Below are 15,279 nucleotides of genomic sequence, written 5' to 3' on the forward strand. Positions count from 1 at the left end.
TGTCTTCTAGCTGGCGATGTCGGGCGCACTCCCTCATTTGCCTGCGGGACTCACCAGCGTGCCGATTTTCTCACCACGGACCGCTCGCAGGATGTTGCCCTCGCCCATCAAGTCGAAGACGACGATCGGGAGGTCGTTGTCCTTGCACAGGCTGATCGCGGTGGCGTCCATGACCTGAAGGTCGCGGATCAGCACCTCGCCGTAGTCGAGGTGGTCGAACCTGACCGCGTCGGGATTCTTCCGCGGGTCGGAGTCGTAGACTCCGTCCACCTGCGTACCCTTGAGCAGCGCCTCGGCGCCGATCTCCAGGGCGCGCTGGGACGCCGCGGTGTCGGTGGAGAAGAACGGCGAGCCGAGCCCGGCGCCGAAGATGACCACGCGCTGCTTCTCCAGGTGCCTGATCGCGCGGCGTGGCAGGAACGGCTCGGCGACCTGCTGCATGGTGATGGCGGTCTGCACGCGGGTCTCGACGCCCCGCCGCTCCAGGAAGTCCTGCAGCGCGAGACAGTTGATGACCGTGCCCAGCATGCCCATGTAGTCGGCGCGGGCGCGGTCGATGCCCTGCTCGGACAGCGCCGCGCCGCGGAACATGTTGCCGCCGCCGACCACCACCGCCACCTGCACACCCTCGCGTACGGCCTCGGCGATCGAGTCGGCCAGGTGATCGACCACCAGCGGGTCGATCCCCAGCGGATCGCCACCGGCGAACGCCTCACCTGACAGCTTCAGCATGACCCGCTTCCACCGGAGCGGGCTCTGATATGAAGAAGCCGCCGACGTAGCTGGCTCCTGGTTCTCCTGCACGGCGGCGGCCTCCCTCTTAGGCGGTTCGATGGGCTGGAATTTCGTTCAAGCCTAAGCCTGGCCGACCTTGAAGCGAACGAAGGCCAGCACCTCGGTGCCGTTCTCCTCGGCGTACTTGCCGACGGTCTTCTTGTTGTCCTTGACGAACGCCTGCTGGAGCAGGGTGAAGTCCTTGTACCAGCCGTTGACGCGGCCCTCGACGATCTTGCCGATGGCGGCCTCGGGCTTGCCCTCCTCGCGCGTCATCTCCTCGAAGAGCTTGCGCTCCTTGTCGACGACGTCGGCGGGCACGGACGCGGCGTTGAGGTACTGGGGGGCCATCGCGGCGGCGTGCTGCGCGATGTCCTTGGCGACCTCGGCGTTCGGCTTGTCCAGCTGGACCAGCACGCCGACGGCCGGCGGCAGCGCCGGGTCGGTGCGGTGCATGTAGGCGCCGACGTAGCCGCCCTCCAGCACCGCGAAGCGGCGGATCTCGATCTTCTCGCCCAGCGCGACGTTGGCCTCGTCGAGGTGCTCCTTGACGCTCTTGCCGTCGAAGGAGGACTCGAGCAGCGCCGCCACATCGGCCGGCTTGGTGGCCAGGGTGTGCGCGACAACCTGACCGGCCAGCTCCTGGAAGCGCTCGGCCTTGGCCACGAAGTCGGTCTCGCAGTTGAGCTCCAGCAGCGCCGCGGCGGAGTCGCCGTCCTGCTGAAGCGCGACCAGGCCGTTGGAGGCGGTGCGCGCCTCGCGCTTGCCCACGTCCTTGGCGCCCTTGAGGCGCAGCAGCTCGATGGCGCGGTCGATGTCGCCCTCAGCCTCTTCGAGCGCCTTCTTGCAGGACATCATGCCGGCAGCGGTGATCTCGCGAAGCCGCTTGACGTCGGCCATGTTCACGGAAGCCATTGCTTTTCCTTGTGGGATTTCGTCGTGGATCGGGTGGTGTCGGCGATCCGGCGCCCACCCTATGGTTCGTACGGCCGGCGGCTGCCGTACAGGAGCTCGGTTCTTACCGGGCAGCAGCCCTGCCGTTCGCGGCCTTTGCCCGGCTCTTTCGGCCTTGCCCGGCTCTTCCCGGCGGCGGGGTTTTCGCCCCGCCGCCGGGTTGAGCCTCTGCGGTTCGGCTGTGCACGCGGCTGCTCGTCGCCTCGGCTTTACCCGAGGCGTGAGCGATCAGGCCTGCTGCTGCTCGGTCTCGCCCTCGGCGGCGGCCGGCGCGGCCTCAGCCTCGGCCGTGACCTCGGCCGGAGCCTCGGTGACGGTCTCGGCCTCAGGGGCGGCGGCCTCAGCCTCGGGAGCGGCGGCCTCAGCGGGAGCGGCCTGCTCGGCGGCGCCCTGCTCGATGAGCTCGCGCTCCCACTCGGCCAGCGGCTCGGCGGCAGCGGGCTTCTCGTCGCCACGGGCGGCGCCCGAACGGGCCATCAGACCGGCCGCGACACCGTCGGCGACGACCCTGGTCAGCAGGCCGACGGCGCGGATGGCGTCGTCGTTGCCGGGGATCGGGTAGTCGACCTCGTCGGGGTCGCAGTTGGTGTCGAGGATCGCGACGACCGGGATGCCAAGCTTCTTGGCCTCGCTGATCGCGATGTGCTCCTTCTTGGTGTCGACGATCCACACCGCGCTGGGCACGCGGCCCATGTCACGGATGCCGCCGAGCGTGCGCTCGAGCTTGTCCTTCTCGCGCCGGCGCATGAGGAGCTCCTTCTTGGTGAGCCCGGATGCGGCGACGTTGTCGAAGTCGAGCTCCTCGAGCTCCTTCAGGCGCTGAAGCCTCTTGTGCACGGTGGAGAAGTTGGTGAGCATGCCACCCAGCCAGCGCTGGTTGACGTACGGCATGCCGACGCGGGCCGCCTGCTCGGAGATCGCTTCCTGCGCCTGCTTCTTGGTGCCGATGAACAGGATCGTGCCGCCGTGGGCGACGGTCTCCTTGACGAAGTCGTAGGCACGGTCGATGAAGGACAGCGACTTCTGCAGGTCGATGATGTAGATGCCGTTGCGCTCGGTGAAGATGAAGCGCTTCATCTTCGGGTTCCAGCGGCGGGTCTGGTGCCCGAAGTGAACGCCGCTCTCGAGCAGCTGTCGCATGGTGACGACGGGGGCCATGTGATGGTCCTCCAGGTCTGGGCGCCCGTGCGGGCGAGCGCAGTTCTCGGTTGTGCCGCGGTAGCCCAGTGGCTGCCGCCCTGATGCCCCGAAACCGCTCCAGCCGAGCCGTGGCTCGGACCGAGGGCGCGGTCCGCGATGGGGCATGCGAAGTCGGCCTGTGATAACAGGCCACCCAAAAGTCTACCTCCCACGCCGCCCCGGCCTGACCGTCGCGGGTCAGCCCGCGTCGTGGTCCTCCGTGGGCAGCCCCGGCGCCGCCCGCCTCACATGCGGGAAAAGATTGACCTGAGCCTCGGCGATCCGCGCACCGGGAGGCGCCGCCTTTTCATCGCGACCGCGCGCCAGGTACGGCTCGAACAGCTTCTCGACCTCCACATTGAGCCGCGCCATCTCCTCGGCGTCGAGCCGCAGCATCAGGCGGCTGAAGGTGGTCACCGCCCGCCACTCCTCGGGCTCCTGATCGATGTTCTCCAGCGCCCGCCGGGCCTCTTCGTCTGCTTCCCTGCGAAATGCCTGGATCAGCAGGTTCTTGGCCTCACGCACCTCCGGCTGATCGCCGGGCTGCACACCGACCGACAGGGGCGTACTCACCGGCTTCCAGACCCGCTCCCGCCCATCACCGCGCGGCGGCGCGTCCTCCACGAATCCGTACTTGGCCAGCATGCGCAGGTGATAGCTGGCCGCACTCGGAGTGATGCCGGCGACCTCGGCGACCTCGGTGGCGGTGGCACTGCCCTCGACACCCAGGCGATTCAGGATCGCCAGCCGGGCCGGGTGCGCCAGGGCCCGCATCGCCTTGGGGTCGCTGAGGCTCTCCCTCTCCCGCGTCATGGCCCAAAGGTACCCGGAAGAGGCGTGAAGCATTGCCTTCATAACTCTGAAGGGTTACTTTCATAGTTATGAAGCATTCCCTTCACGAATAGGAGCCCCCGCGTGCCCGCCCCCGTCCCGTCCACCTCCAGCCCGTCCGCCGCCATGCCGTCCGCCGCCACCTCACCGCATGGGACGGCCGTCTCTTCACCGCCGCAGGACACGACAGCCCCTCCCCCGCCCCGCGGCATGGCGTCCTCGAAGGACCCTCTGTCAGCGCCAGACCTCACCCCGCTCCGCAAGCAGCGCGACTACCGCCTGCTCTGGACGGCCCGCACCATTTCCATCACCGGCTCCGAAGTGTCCAAGCTGGCCGTCCCACTGACCGCCGTCACTCTCCTCGCCGCCTCCCCCATGGAGATGGGCCTCCTAACAGCCGCCGCCTCGCTGCCCGCCCTGCTCCTCGGCCTCCAGTCAGGCGCGATCGCCGACCGCCTCTCCCGCCACCGCCCGCTCATGATCGCCTGCGAACTCGTCTCCTGCGCCGCCGCGTTAACGGTCCCCCTCGCCTGGCTCCTGGGCGTACTCAACGCGTTCTGGCTGATCGTCGTCGCCTTGGTCATCGGCTCAGCAGGCGTACTCTTCAAAGCCGCGAACTTCCCCCACGTGGCCGCGATCGTCTCCCCCGAACAGCGAACGGAGGCGATGGCAGGCTTCCACGCCTCCTATTCGGTCGCCTCAGTAGGCGGCCCCGGCCTGGCCGGACTCCTCGTACAACTCCTGACGGCCCCTCTGGCGGTGCTCACGGAGGCACTGTCGTTCCTGGCCTCCGCCCTGCTGCTGCGCTCGATCCGCGCCCCGGAGCAGAACGACCCCGCCCCCTCCCGAGGCATGTGGCGAGACGTAACCGAAGGACTCCGCGCCAGCATCACCCACCCCGTCCTGCGCGCCCTCCTCGGCGCGGGCGTCACCATCAACTTCTTCGCCATGGCCTATACGGCCGTGTACATGCTCTACATGGTGAACACCCTCGGCATCCCTCGGGGCCTCATCGGTGCCCTCATCGCCCTCGGCGGCGTCGGCGGCCTCCTTGGCGCCTGGATCACCACCCGCGCCGCCAAACGCTACGGCGAGAACCGCGTGCTGCTCGTCTCCGTACTCTTCTTCCCGATCGAAATCCTGGCCGTGGGCCTGCTGAGCGGCCCGCTCTGGTGGAAACTGACCTTGCTCACGCTCACCGGCACGATCACGGGCGGCATCGTGGTCGCGTTCGCCACCTGCATGGGCGCGATCGTCCTACGAGAAACCGCCCCCGAACTCCGCGGCCGCGTCAACGCCACCCTGACCTTCGCCGTACAGGGGGTTCTGGCTCTGGGCGGCCTCGCAGGCGGCGCACTGGCAGAGCTCGCGGGCCTGCGTCCCGTCATCATCGCCTCCGCGGCCGGCATCGCGCTCAGCACGATCTGGATCTGGGCCTCTCCCCTGCGCCCCCGCCGTCACCGCCGCTTGTCGGATCCCACAGGTCCGACGCCGCCCCAACTCTCCCCTCAAGTTCCCGACGACCTACAACCTTTTCGCTCGTCTGAACGCGACCCACTTGGCTGAGCACGACCCACTTGTCTAGACGCAACCGCCCGCTTGTATAGACGCAACGCTCACTCGGCCAGGCACAACCGCCCGTTGCGCTAGATCAATTCGCCCGCCAACAGATCCATCAGCAGCCCGTCGTGAAACTCCCCAGTCACCGGATCCCGCTCATAAGCCCGCATGATCCCCACCCGCTTGAATCCCACGCGCTCGTAGGCGTTGATGGCGACCGTGTTGTGCGCAGCAGGATCAATCGTCAGCCGGTGATGCCCCCGATCCTCAATCAACCATCGTGCCAACGTGCGAACGGCGTCCTGCCCGAATCCGCATCCATGCCACTGAGGCCCGAGGAAGATATCGATCCCCGAACTGCGATACATCGGATCCTCCACCTCCTCGTACTGGATCGCCCCGATCACTTCACCACCGACCGTTATGGCCAGCATGTCGTCGAACTCGTCGACAGGCCCCCACCACTGAGCCACCTCAGGCGTCGCAACAATCTCCCGGAGCCGCGCCTCGTCGTCCTGTACGACGCCTCGCAGTACCACCCGAGATCCGCGTAGCTCAATCATGCCGCCTCCCCAAACCCGCCCCGGCCCCGATGCCGGCGGCTATCCACAGGCTTACCGACTCACGCGCGCTTCCTCCACAGAATTACGTTCACCCCGCCGAACACCCCCCGCCCTCCCACAAACTCACCGCATGCCCACTCCCCCCACCACCGATTCCCCATCCCCCTTCACCCACCTAAACCCCAATCCGCGATCTCCGTGCACTCACCCAAACCCCGATCCGCCACCCCTGTGCACTCACCCAAAGCCCCCGCCACCACCTCCTTGCGCTCACTCAAAGCCCCAGCAGCCATCCCCGCGCATTCACCCGCCATCCCCGTGCGCTCACTCAAAGCCCCCGCCATCACCTTCATGCACTCACTCAAAGCCCCAGCCGTCACCTCCATGCACTCACTCAAAGCCCCCGCCGCCATTTCCCTTCACCCACCCCAGTCCCAACTCCCCGCCGTCCCCCACCCACCAAAACTCCACAATCGGCCCATATCCCTCTAGCGGCAGCACGCCGACCCATCCCCCGCCAACGAACTCCCCTCTGCGAGTAGCACCCTCAGGCCCGCTGACTCTTCTGGCCGCCCTCTTCGCCTTCGCCATCCCCTTGGCATCCGCAAGCCCCGCTGTCGCGGACCGTCCCACCTGGCGATGGCCACTGGACGGACACCCCAGAGTCCTCCGTCACTTCACGCCTCCACCCGAGCCATGGCTGTCAGGCCACCGCGGCATCGACCTCGCCGCCGCACCAACCACACCTGTCGTAGCCGCAGGCCCAGGCATCGTCCGCTTCGCCGGCCCTCTCGCCGGCCGGGGCGTGGTCACCGTCGAACACGCGAACGGCCTACGCACGACGTACCTGCCTGTCAACGCATCAGTACGCCGAAACCAACATGTATCCCCCGGCACCCGCCTCGGATTCATCGAACGCCCAACGGGTCATTGCCAAGAATCCTGTCTCCATTGGGGCCTCCTGCGCGGCGCTCACTACCTCGACCCTCTGCTCCTCCTAGGCCAAGCCCACATCCGCCTACTCCCGTACTGGCACCTGAATTCCCCTAACGCTCTGAACACCCCGGACGGCACGAACGGTCCGGGCGGTTCGGGCGGTCCGGGCGATTCGGGCGATCCGGGCGGTTCGGGCGACCCCGGCGATCCAGACGGTCCAGACGGTCCGAGCAGTCCGGGCGGCCCCAGCGACCCCGGCGGTCCGGGCGGTCCCGGCGGTCCCGGCGACCCCGGCGATCCAGACAGTCCGGGCGGTCCCGGCGACCCCGGCGATCCAGACAGTCCCGGCGGTCCAGACGAGCCCGGCGATCCAGACAGTCCCGGCGGTCCAGACGAGCCCGGCGCCACGGACGGCACAAGCGGTCCAAACACCTTGGACCGCAACACCCTGGGCGGTCCGAACGCCCTGAACGACCTTGACGGTCCTAACACTCTGAAGACCCCGGATGGCCCCTACGCACTTGACGGTCCCAGCGATCTGAACGCGGTCACCCTTTCAACGCACCCATCACTCCCGAGCACCGCGCACCTCCAGAAGGCACCCATCAGCGCAGCTCCCTCAGCGACAGCATCTTCGACTGCCCTCCCCTCGACATCGGCGATTCGGTCAGATCCCATCCCTGCTCCCGCCCCCACCCCTTTGGGCCAAGCCCCCGAGCATGCGGTCCTCAAACCGGCCCTCCGCTTCGTGGCAGGTTTCGTCTCAACAGTTGCCATCTCAGCCATCAGCGTGGGCACGCTCTTCGGCGCATTGCTGCTGTTCACCCTGATCCGCCGTAATCGATGTACGCGAACGCAGCAACATGGAGCCGCGAGGGGCCAGCACCGCAAACAGCAGCGTAAGCGGCGCTATCGAAGAAGGGCTGTCGGTAAGAAACGCGCAAAGTAGGCCCGAGGAGCGGAAAGCCGGCATTGTTGAGGCGATCTTGGCATCGACCCGCAGATCATTCAGCGCAACCTGGCCGACCAGGGCCAGGGGTTTCGTGCCCCAGCCCAAGCAATCGGTGGTCGAGCAGACCTACGGCACGCTCGCCCTGCACCGCCGCCTTGTGCGCGATTACGAGCACCGCCCGATCAGTGCGAAACACGCGTGTACTGGGCAATGACCGATGTGATGACCCGGCGGCTGATCGACACCTCCACCCGGCCTGGCGCGGCACATGGACGCCCACGACCCGCATCGTCCGCTGCTGTAGGCGATCGACACTCGACGGGATCCCGTTGGCGCGCAGGTAGAGCTTGTGCATACCGTCTCCACCGCCGTCGGACCGCCCCGGTCTTCCCACCTGGCCTGTTGCGGAGGCGGATCAGGGTGAAGTGGGTTAAACCGATGGTGCGCGCGCAAACTATGCAGTCGCCGTTGGTCAGCCATCCGAGGATCGCGCGGAGCAGGGCGGAGCAAGCGGAGCAGGGCTCCGGGCTCCGGGCTCCGGTAGCTCGGTTGGGCGTCGAGCCGGTGTCCGTTCACGCCCTGGGGTGTGCCTGGCGGTATGCCGTGCGGAGTCGCTCGATTGAGACATGCGTGTAGATCTGGGTCGTGTGCAGGGATGCGTGCCCGAGGAGTTCCTGGACGCTGCGGAGGTCGGCGCCACCCTCGAGTAGGTGCGTCGCCGCGCTGTGTCTCAGCCCGTGCGGGCCCATGTCCGGCGCTCCCTCGACCTCGCGCAGCCGAGCGTGCACCACCCGTCGTACCGTGCCCGGGTCTATCCGACCGCCTCGTACCCCGAGGAACACCGCCGCCCCTGAGCCGGCACGGATCCACAGAGGCCGTCCGTGTACGCACCACTTGTCCAGAGCCCGGAGTGCGGGCAGTCCGAATGGGACCGATCGCTCCTTACGGCCCTTGCCCAGCACTCTGATGACGTGCCGGTCCCGGTCGACATCATCGACGTCCAACGCGCACAGCTCGCTCACCCGCACGCCCGTGGCGTACAGCAGCTCCAGGATGGCCTGATCTCGCAGTTCTTTGGGCTCTCCGGCTGACGGCGCTTCGAGGACAGCCTGTGCCTGCTGCTGATCGAGTACGGCAGGCAGCGGGCGCGGCGCCTTGGCGCTGCCCAACAGCAACCCGGGGTCATCCGGCAACCAGCCTCTGCGATGGCAATAGGCCGTGAAAGTACGGATGCACGCGGTCCTGCGCGCCAGCGTGGCCCTCGCCTTACCGTCGGCATGCTGTTCGGCCAGCCATTCGCGCAACGTACTGATGTCGAGGCCGTGGAGTCGGTTGCTCAGGTGGTCGAACAGGGCCGTGACGTCGGAGAGGTACGCGCGGACTGTGTGCGGAGACAGGTCTCTCTCGAACCGCAAGTATCTGCCGAACTCGGCTATCACCTCGTCAGCTTCCAGCCGCCCGTCGGCCACATTCGCCTCCCTCTCGTAGACGCCGACCACTCCCGGAGCCGCACACCAGGTGATCGGCGTCAAGCGCGCCCTGCCTTCTGTTCATGCAGCCCTACTGGTGTTCGTGAAGCAAGCCCTACTGACGTTTCTTCGCTACCAGCCCACGCACGCCTCGTCGCCAACCCAGCGCGACGGGTGCCCATCGATTGGTCCATTGATGCGGGTAGACCCCCTAACCCACTAGGTGTTTTGTCCTGTGAGGTTGGGTACGCGGCTAGCGGGTGGCCGGCCGTTCAGAGCGGTGTGTCCGCGGTGTTGCGTGATGCCAGCCGCGGTCAGGGTGTCATGCCATAGTTCAGGGTTCGCTGACAAGCCTGCAGCCGCCGACCCGGCAGATAGGCCGCGTCCACCAGCCGACCTTGATGGTCCTGCCCGCTGATCCGTCTCTGCGGTTCGTGTCCTCTGACGAGCTTCGGTGGCCTGTATGTGCCGATCTGCTCGATCTCCTCCGGCCTCATGGGCTTCTGCCAGCCCGCCCAAGCGGCGCGAACCTACCTGGGTTCGCTCATCGCGCCGTACCTGCGGTCTGCTGTTTCGGGTTCGTCCCTTTCGGTGCCACGGTGTGGGTTTGTACCCGTATCTCGTCTTGCCTCTGCCTCGTTTCTCCAGCTTTGCACACCGGTCTGCGGTTGTTCGGGAGGATGACGTCCCCCGCGTGGGCGAGGCGTTGAGGGACGATCAGCTGGCGCTTTGGATCTTGGCCTTGGAAATTGCGCCACTTGGCGGGATGTCATCTATCGGGGCGGGAGTTCCAACCGATCGACGGCCAGCCGGTAGGAGAAGAATGCTTTCCGCGAGTGACGGCACTGACCGATCCCGGCTGGGGTCGCGATTCCGACGATCGCCGGACGGCCCGGTTACCGCCGTGGGGCTCAGCGGGGCGTTGGTGTGGGCTGTTCGGGAAGTTCACGGGTCGTCGGGGGATGGGGGGAGATCGTCATAGTCGTTTTGGTCTGAGGGGTACTGCCGTAGTGGGGCCGTTTCGTTGGCCTTCTGGTACGTGCTCGACAGCGTTTTGCGGGTGCGCCAGCCCTTGTCCACTCTTTCGATGTAGCCTGCGGCGGCCAGGCCGCCCAGTGCGCTCAAAGCCGCGTCCAGGGAGACTCCTGCCGCTACCGCGATGGATGCGGGGCCCGCGGCGCCGCGTGTGGGGATGGCGTCGAGGACGCGGCTGGTCGCTTCGTTCAGCGTGTCTCGTGGGACGGCCGGGCCTCGTGATTGGGGGGCCAGGTCGTCTCCTATCGCGCCGACTAGTTCGATCACTTCTTCGGGTGAGGTGACGCAGACGGCCTTGCGTTCGCGAAGCAGGCGGTGGCAGCCGGCCGACATGGTGGAGGTGATCGGGCCTGGTACAGCCGCCAGGTGGCGTTGGAGTGACAAGGCGTGACCGGCTGTGTTGAGTGCGCCGCTGCGGAGTGCCGCCTCCACCACGACGGTGCCTCGGGACAGGGCGGCGATCAAGCGGTTCCTGATGAGGAAGCGCGCTCGGGTGGGGTGGACGCCGGGAGGGCACTCGCTGACCACTACGCCCTGGTCGCGGGCGGCGGCGAACAGGTCGTGGTGTCCGGTCGGGTAGGTGACATCGACGCCGCAGGCCAGGACGACGACCGTGGGAGAGTCCGCGGCCAGGGAACCGCGATGCGCCGCGCCGTCTATGCCGAATGCGCCGCCTGAGACCACCGTCCAGCCTGAGTCACTGAATCCCACGGCGAACTGGGCCGCGACGTGCACGCCGTACGCCGTGGCGGCCCGTGCGCCGACGACGGCGACCGATCGCAGGCAGGAGAAGCGCAGGTCGGCCGAGCCGTGGAGCCACAGGCCGAGGGGGCTGCGGGGTCCGAGCTGGTCCAGTTGGGTGGGCCATTCGGGACTGCCGGGGATGATGAATCTGGCTCCGCTTCGTTCGCCCTCGGCGAGGTCGGCTATGGGGTCGGCGGACACCAGGCGGGCGTGCCAGGCGCGTAGTCGCTGGGTGAGGTCTGTAATGCGGCGCTCGGCGAGGGTTGCTCCGAGTTGATGACCGGAGTCTGTTATGTGCCGCTGGGTGGGTTTTGAGCTCCGTTGCTGGGTGAGGGGCGTTCCGCCTTGCTCGCCGGGGTTCGTGATGTGTTCCTGGGTGGGGCCCTCCTTGCGTTCCTGGGTGGAGCCCTCGTTGCATTGCTGGCTTGGGTTTGGGAGTCGCTGGTTGAGGTTTGCGGTGTGGTGCGGAATGAGTTCTGTGACTTGTTGCCAGTTTTGGTCTGCTGTCTCTCGTTGCGTGGGGGCTGTGAGGTGTAGGTCTTGGGTTTCCTGGGTGATGAAGTCGGGCGGGAGGGTCTCCGTGCGTACGGCGTCGATTGCTGCCTCTATCCCACAGCAGGCGATGAGACGGCCCATGGTGGGGTCGCCGGCGTCGGCCGCACGCATGAGGGCGGCTCTTGCCACCACTTCTGCTCTCGTCATCGGCGCTCCTGAGGGTTGGGAATCTTGGTGAACGGCGGTGGGGACGCCTTCATGACGGGCGCGCACCGCATGGGGGTAAGGCGGATTTCTGGACCCCGGAGGTGGAGGTGGGGGTGGGCGCTGGAATGCGGTGGCTGTTGCGGGGTGGATGGGGTGGTCACGTGTTCACCCCCAGCCACAAGGCGAGTGCCGTCGATGTTTCCGCGTATTCGGGGTGGGATTTCCCTGCCAGGTCCGTAAGGGTCCATGCGACTCGGAGGACGCGATCGAGGCCGCGGGCGCTGAGGGTGCCCGCGTCCAGGGCGGTCGTCATGCACTTCATGGCGGCCTCTGAAGGGCGGTAGTCGGCGTGGAGGGCGGCGGACGGGATTTCGGCGTTCGTACGCCAGGCGGTGCCGGCCAGGCGTTTGGCGGCTCGTTCGCGGGCTGCCAGTACGCGCTGGGCAACGGTTTTGCTTGGTTCGACGAACTGGCGGTCTGCCATGAGTTCGCGTCTGGACGTACGGGCGACCGTGACCTTCATGTCTATGCGGTCGAGAAGCGGGCCGGACAGTCTGGCCAGGTAGCGGCGTCTCATCGTCGGGGAGCACTGGCAGTTTTCCCCCTGGTCCTGGGGCTGGGCGCAGGGGCATGGGTTGGCGGCCAGTACGAGCATGAAGCGGGCCGGGAAGGTGACGGAGCCTGATGACCTGGACACCGTGACGCGACCGGTCTCAAGGGGCTGGCGGAGGGAGTCGAGGATGTGGCGCGGGAATTCGGGAGCTTCGTCCATGAAAAGGACTCCCCGGTGAGCGAGGGAGACTGCGCCTGGGCGTATGGCGGTGCTGCCGCCGCCGACGATGGCCGCCGCCGTGGCGGTGTGATGGGGGCTGACGAACGGCGGTCTGCTCAGCATCGGGCTGCTGGCCGGCAGAATGCCTGCCACCGAGTGGATGGCCGTCACCTCGAGCGCGTGGTCGAGCTCCAGGTCGGGCAGGAGCGTGGGCAGGCGTTCGGCGAGCAGGGTCTTGCCGGTGCCGGGCGGGCCGAGCATCCAGATGTTGTGGCCTCCGGCGGCGCATATCTCGAGCGCTCGGCGGGCGACCGGCTGGCCGGCCACGTCGGACAGGTCGACCGTCGGCTGGATGGTCGACGGCTGCGGCTCTGGGATGTCGTGGATGTACAGCTCTGGCGGATCGTCTCCCCTTCGTAGCCACTCGACGAGCTGGCGCAGGTCGGCGAAGGGTGCCACCTTGACGTCGGGCACCAGTGCCGCCTCCGCCGAGTTGGCGGCGGGGATGACCACCGTGACGTCTCCGTGCTCGGCCGCGCCCAGCACCGACGGGAGAACGCCTCGTACGGGTCTCAGGCGTCCGTCGAGGCCGAGCTCGCCGAGGAAGAATGGCTCTGCGACCCGGTCAGCGGGAACCACGCCGGCTGCGCCAAGTATCGCGATGGCTATCGCGAGATCGAACTGGCTGCCCCGCTTGGGGAGGCTCGCGGGGAAGAGGCTTACCGTGATGCGGGCGTCGGGCCAGGGATAATGGCTGTTGACCATCGCCGACCTGACCCGTTCCCTGGCCTCGCTGAGTGCCGTGTCCGGGAGGCCGATGAGGTGGATCCCCGCCAGGCCGTTGCCCACGTCGGCTTCCACCTCGACGCTGCGGCCTTTGACGCCGACCAGGGCCACGCTGCGGGTTCGCGCAACTGCCATCTCAGATCGCCCCCCGTACGTGGCGCAGGGAGTAGTCGCCGGCGAAACGCTCCAGGGCGATCACGTCGACTCTGACCGTGTCGAAGGTGCGGGGTTGGGTGGTGAGCCACTTGGCGGCCAGCATGCGGAGTCTGGCCAGTTTGGCCTGCCCTACCGACTCCAACGCTGTGCCGTGTGATCGGCTGGATCTGGTCTTGACCTCTACTACGACCAGGTTGGGGCCGTCTTCGGCGATGACGTCGATCTCGCCGTTTATCTTGGCACTTGATCTTGTCTCACAGGTCTGGCAGATATGTCTGCTGCACACCTGTCTCACGAAAGAGATGAGCAGTGCCCCCCACAACTACAGAAGCAGCGGCTTCCTCCCCCGAACCGCTTGAAGCGGTTGTTCAACTTCGTCGTACGTCGCGTACGCGAGCAAGCGATGCTCCTGGCGTCCCGGACGCGGCAGACGTCCTCAGGCGTGCCAACGTCGACGAGGACCAGCCGTTCATCCTGGGGCCCGACGGCTCCTACGACCTTCAGCTCAATCGGTGCCTGCGCGAGCTCGACGGCTGGGGCGTGCGCTCGGAGAACGGCCGTCTGGCCTACAGCCGGGACATCATGCTGTTCTGCCGGTTTCTGCACGAGTCACGCGGCGGCAAGTCGATCTGGGAGTGCGACGGCGCCGACTTGCGCGCCTACAAGGTGGTGCGGCTGCGCACTCCGGGCCCGCACCAGGTGACGGTGGGCACCTGGAACCGGTCGATCGCCGCGCTGGACAAGTGGGTGCAGTGGGCGATCTATGAAGGGCTGCTGGCTGGCGAGCCGTTCCGCTACGTCGACAAGACGGTGCTCACGCCGCAAGGACTCAAGCAGGTCCGGGTGAACGATCAGCATGAGGACGACCCGGAAGATGCGCCACCGGAGTTCGTGTCGATGGAGGACTACCTGCTCTGGCGGGACGTCGGCCTACGCGGTGAGCTGCCCGAGGGCCGGCCGGACCCGAGCTGGCGCGGGCGGCACGGCGAGCGCAACGCGATGTTCGCCGACACACTGGTGCATACCGGCATGCGGCTGGGCGAGGGCGCGAGTCTGCTGATCAGCGAGGTGCCGCCGTTGCACGGCGCCCGGCTGGTCGGGGATGTGAGGCTGTCAGCCGCGGTGACCAAGCGCGGCAAGCGCAGGACGGTTTACCTGCCCAAACGCGTGCTGCGCGCGCTGCACCACTTTGTCGAGATCGAGCGGGACGAGCTGGTGCAGCGGGTGCTGTCCCAGGGCGGTTACCCGGTGCTCGAGGGTGATCTGCTGGTGGCGCGGGCCGGGCGTCACGCGCTGCGGCTGCTCGACACGAGCAAGGCGTGGTCTTACAACGCGATCGGCGCCGCGGATCGGCAGCGGCTGCTGCGCGTGGATAGCGACGGGGTGCCGGCTGGGCCGTTGTGGTTATGGCTGGGTGATGAGGGGCAGCCGCTGCAGCCGTCGACCTGGCAGTCGGCGTTCCGGCGGGCCAACCAGCGGTGCGCCAAGTTCGGCATCCCGACGGAGATCCATCCGCATACCCTGCGCCACGTCTATGCGGTTCACATGCTCGGGCTGCTGCTGCGGCAGACCTTGCGGGAGCTCGGCCGGCCGGAGAACGCCAGCCTCGCGCGGGCTGAGATCCGGCGGCTGCTGATCGGCAATCCGATGCGCAGGCTGCAGCTGCTGCTGGGCCACAGCCAGGAGTCGACCGTCTACACCTACCTGGACGTTCTCGACGACGCCCAGGACATCGTGCTGGCCGCGCTGGCCGAATGGGACGCGCAGATCGCGGCGCTGGAGGCGGTCAAGCCCGGTGCCGAGGCGGCCGAATGAGTCCGCGACGCGGCCGTGTTCGTTTCCCCACGGCGGCGAACATGCCAGCCG

12 protein-coding genes and 1 pseudogene are annotated in these 15,279 nt (G+C 67.4%); 3 read left to right on the forward strand and 10 right to left on the reverse strand.

Annotated elements, in window-relative coordinates; translation table 11 throughout:
- Nucleotides 1–33 precede the first annotated feature (33 nt).
- The 4 genes from pyrH to KME78_RS00310 form a co-directional block, all read right to left on the reverse strand.
- Nucleotides 34–732, reverse strand: a complete 699-nt coding sequence (gene pyrH, locus KME78_RS00295) for a UMP kinase (RefSeq protein WP_246650107.1) — start codon at nt 730–732, stop codon at nt 34–36.
- 123 nt (nt 733–855) lie between these two features.
- Nucleotides 856–1,689, reverse strand: coding sequence for a translation elongation factor Ts (gene tsf, locus KME78_RS00300; RefSeq protein ID WP_219526652.1), 834 nt, complete (start codon nt 1,687–1,689; stop codon nt 856–858).
- Between the two features lie 267 nt (nt 1,690–1,956).
- On the reverse strand, nt 1,957–2,886 hold the full coding sequence (gene rpsB, locus KME78_RS00305; RefSeq protein WP_219526653.1) for a 30S ribosomal protein S2: 930 nt from the start codon (nt 2,884–2,886) through the stop codon (nt 1,957–1,959).
- A 219-nt stretch (nt 2,887–3,105) separates the two neighbouring features.
- Nucleotides 3,106–3,720 (reverse strand): helix-turn-helix domain-containing protein, encoded by a 615-nt coding sequence (locus tag KME78_RS00310; protein ID WP_219526654.1) that lies wholly within the window; start codon nt 3,718–3,720, stop codon nt 3,106–3,108.
- Between the two features lie 102 nt (nt 3,721–3,822).
- On the opposite strand from KME78_RS00310, the gene KME78_RS00315 reads away from it, so the two are divergent.
- Entirely contained in the window at nt 3,823–5,304 is a 1,482-nt protein-coding gene (locus KME78_RS00315; protein ID WP_308126747.1) for an MFS transporter, read from the forward strand.
- 80 nt (nt 5,305–5,384) lie between these two features.
- Here KME78_RS00315 and KME78_RS00320 read toward each other — a convergent pair whose 3' ends face one another.
- The gene (locus KME78_RS00320; protein ID WP_372454863.1) at nt 5,385–5,858 is read right to left on the reverse strand and encodes a GNAT family N-acetyltransferase; all 474 of its coding nucleotides are present in this window, start codon (nt 5,856–5,858) and stop codon (nt 5,385–5,387) included.
- A gap of 133 nt (nt 5,859–5,991) precedes the next feature.
- On the opposite strand from KME78_RS00320, the pseudogene KME78_RS67805 reads away from it, so the two are divergent.
- Nucleotides 5,992–6,837: pseudogene (locus KME78_RS67805) on the forward strand (M23 family metallopeptidase); the annotation flags it as partial.
- A 738-nt stretch (nt 6,838–7,575) separates the two neighbouring features.
- On the opposite strand, the gene KME78_RS63750 reads toward KME78_RS67805, so the two are convergent.
- From KME78_RS63750 to KME78_RS00345, 5 genes are all read right to left on the reverse strand, one after another.
- Complete coding sequence (locus tag KME78_RS63750) at nt 7,576–7,854, reverse strand: hypothetical protein (protein WP_246650108.1); 279 nt, start codon at nt 7,852–7,854, stop codon at nt 7,576–7,578.
- Nucleotides 7,855–8,321: 467 nt separating this feature from the next.
- Nucleotides 8,322–9,188 carry a tyrosine recombinase XerC gene (locus tag KME78_RS00330; RefSeq protein ID WP_219527169.1) on the reverse strand — a complete coding sequence of 289 codons (867 nt, stop codon included), beginning with the start codon at nt 9,186–9,188 and terminating at the stop codon, nt 8,322–8,324.
- A gap of 975 nt (nt 9,189–10,163) precedes the next feature.
- Nucleotides 10,164–11,198, reverse strand: coding sequence for a DNA-processing protein DprA (dprA, locus tag KME78_RS00335; RefSeq protein WP_308126748.1), 1,035 nt, complete (start codon nt 11,196–11,198; stop codon nt 10,164–10,166).
- Between the two features lie 658 nt (nt 11,199–11,856).
- Entirely contained in the window at nt 11,857–13,392 is a 1,536-nt protein-coding gene (locus KME78_RS00340; RefSeq protein ID WP_219526657.1) for a YifB family Mg chelatase-like AAA ATPase, read from the reverse strand.
- A 1-nt stretch (nt 13,393) separates the two neighbouring features.
- Nucleotides 13,394–13,699, reverse strand: a complete 306-nt coding sequence (locus KME78_RS00345; protein WP_308126749.1) for a YraN family protein — start codon at nt 13,697–13,699, stop codon at nt 13,394–13,396.
- 23 nt (nt 13,700–13,722) lie between these two features.
- On the opposite strand from KME78_RS00345, the gene KME78_RS00350 reads away from it, so the two are divergent.
- Entirely contained in the window at nt 13,723–15,228 is a 1,506-nt protein-coding gene (locus KME78_RS00350) for a tyrosine-type recombinase/integrase (RefSeq protein WP_219526659.1), read from the forward strand.
- Nucleotides 15,229–15,279: the final 51 nt, after the last annotated feature.

The organism is Nonomuraea guangzhouensis (genome assembly GCF_019396345.1).
Taxonomy (GTDB): Bacteria; Actinomycetota; Actinomycetes; order Streptosporangiales; family Streptosporangiaceae; genus Nonomuraea; species Nonomuraea guangzhouensis.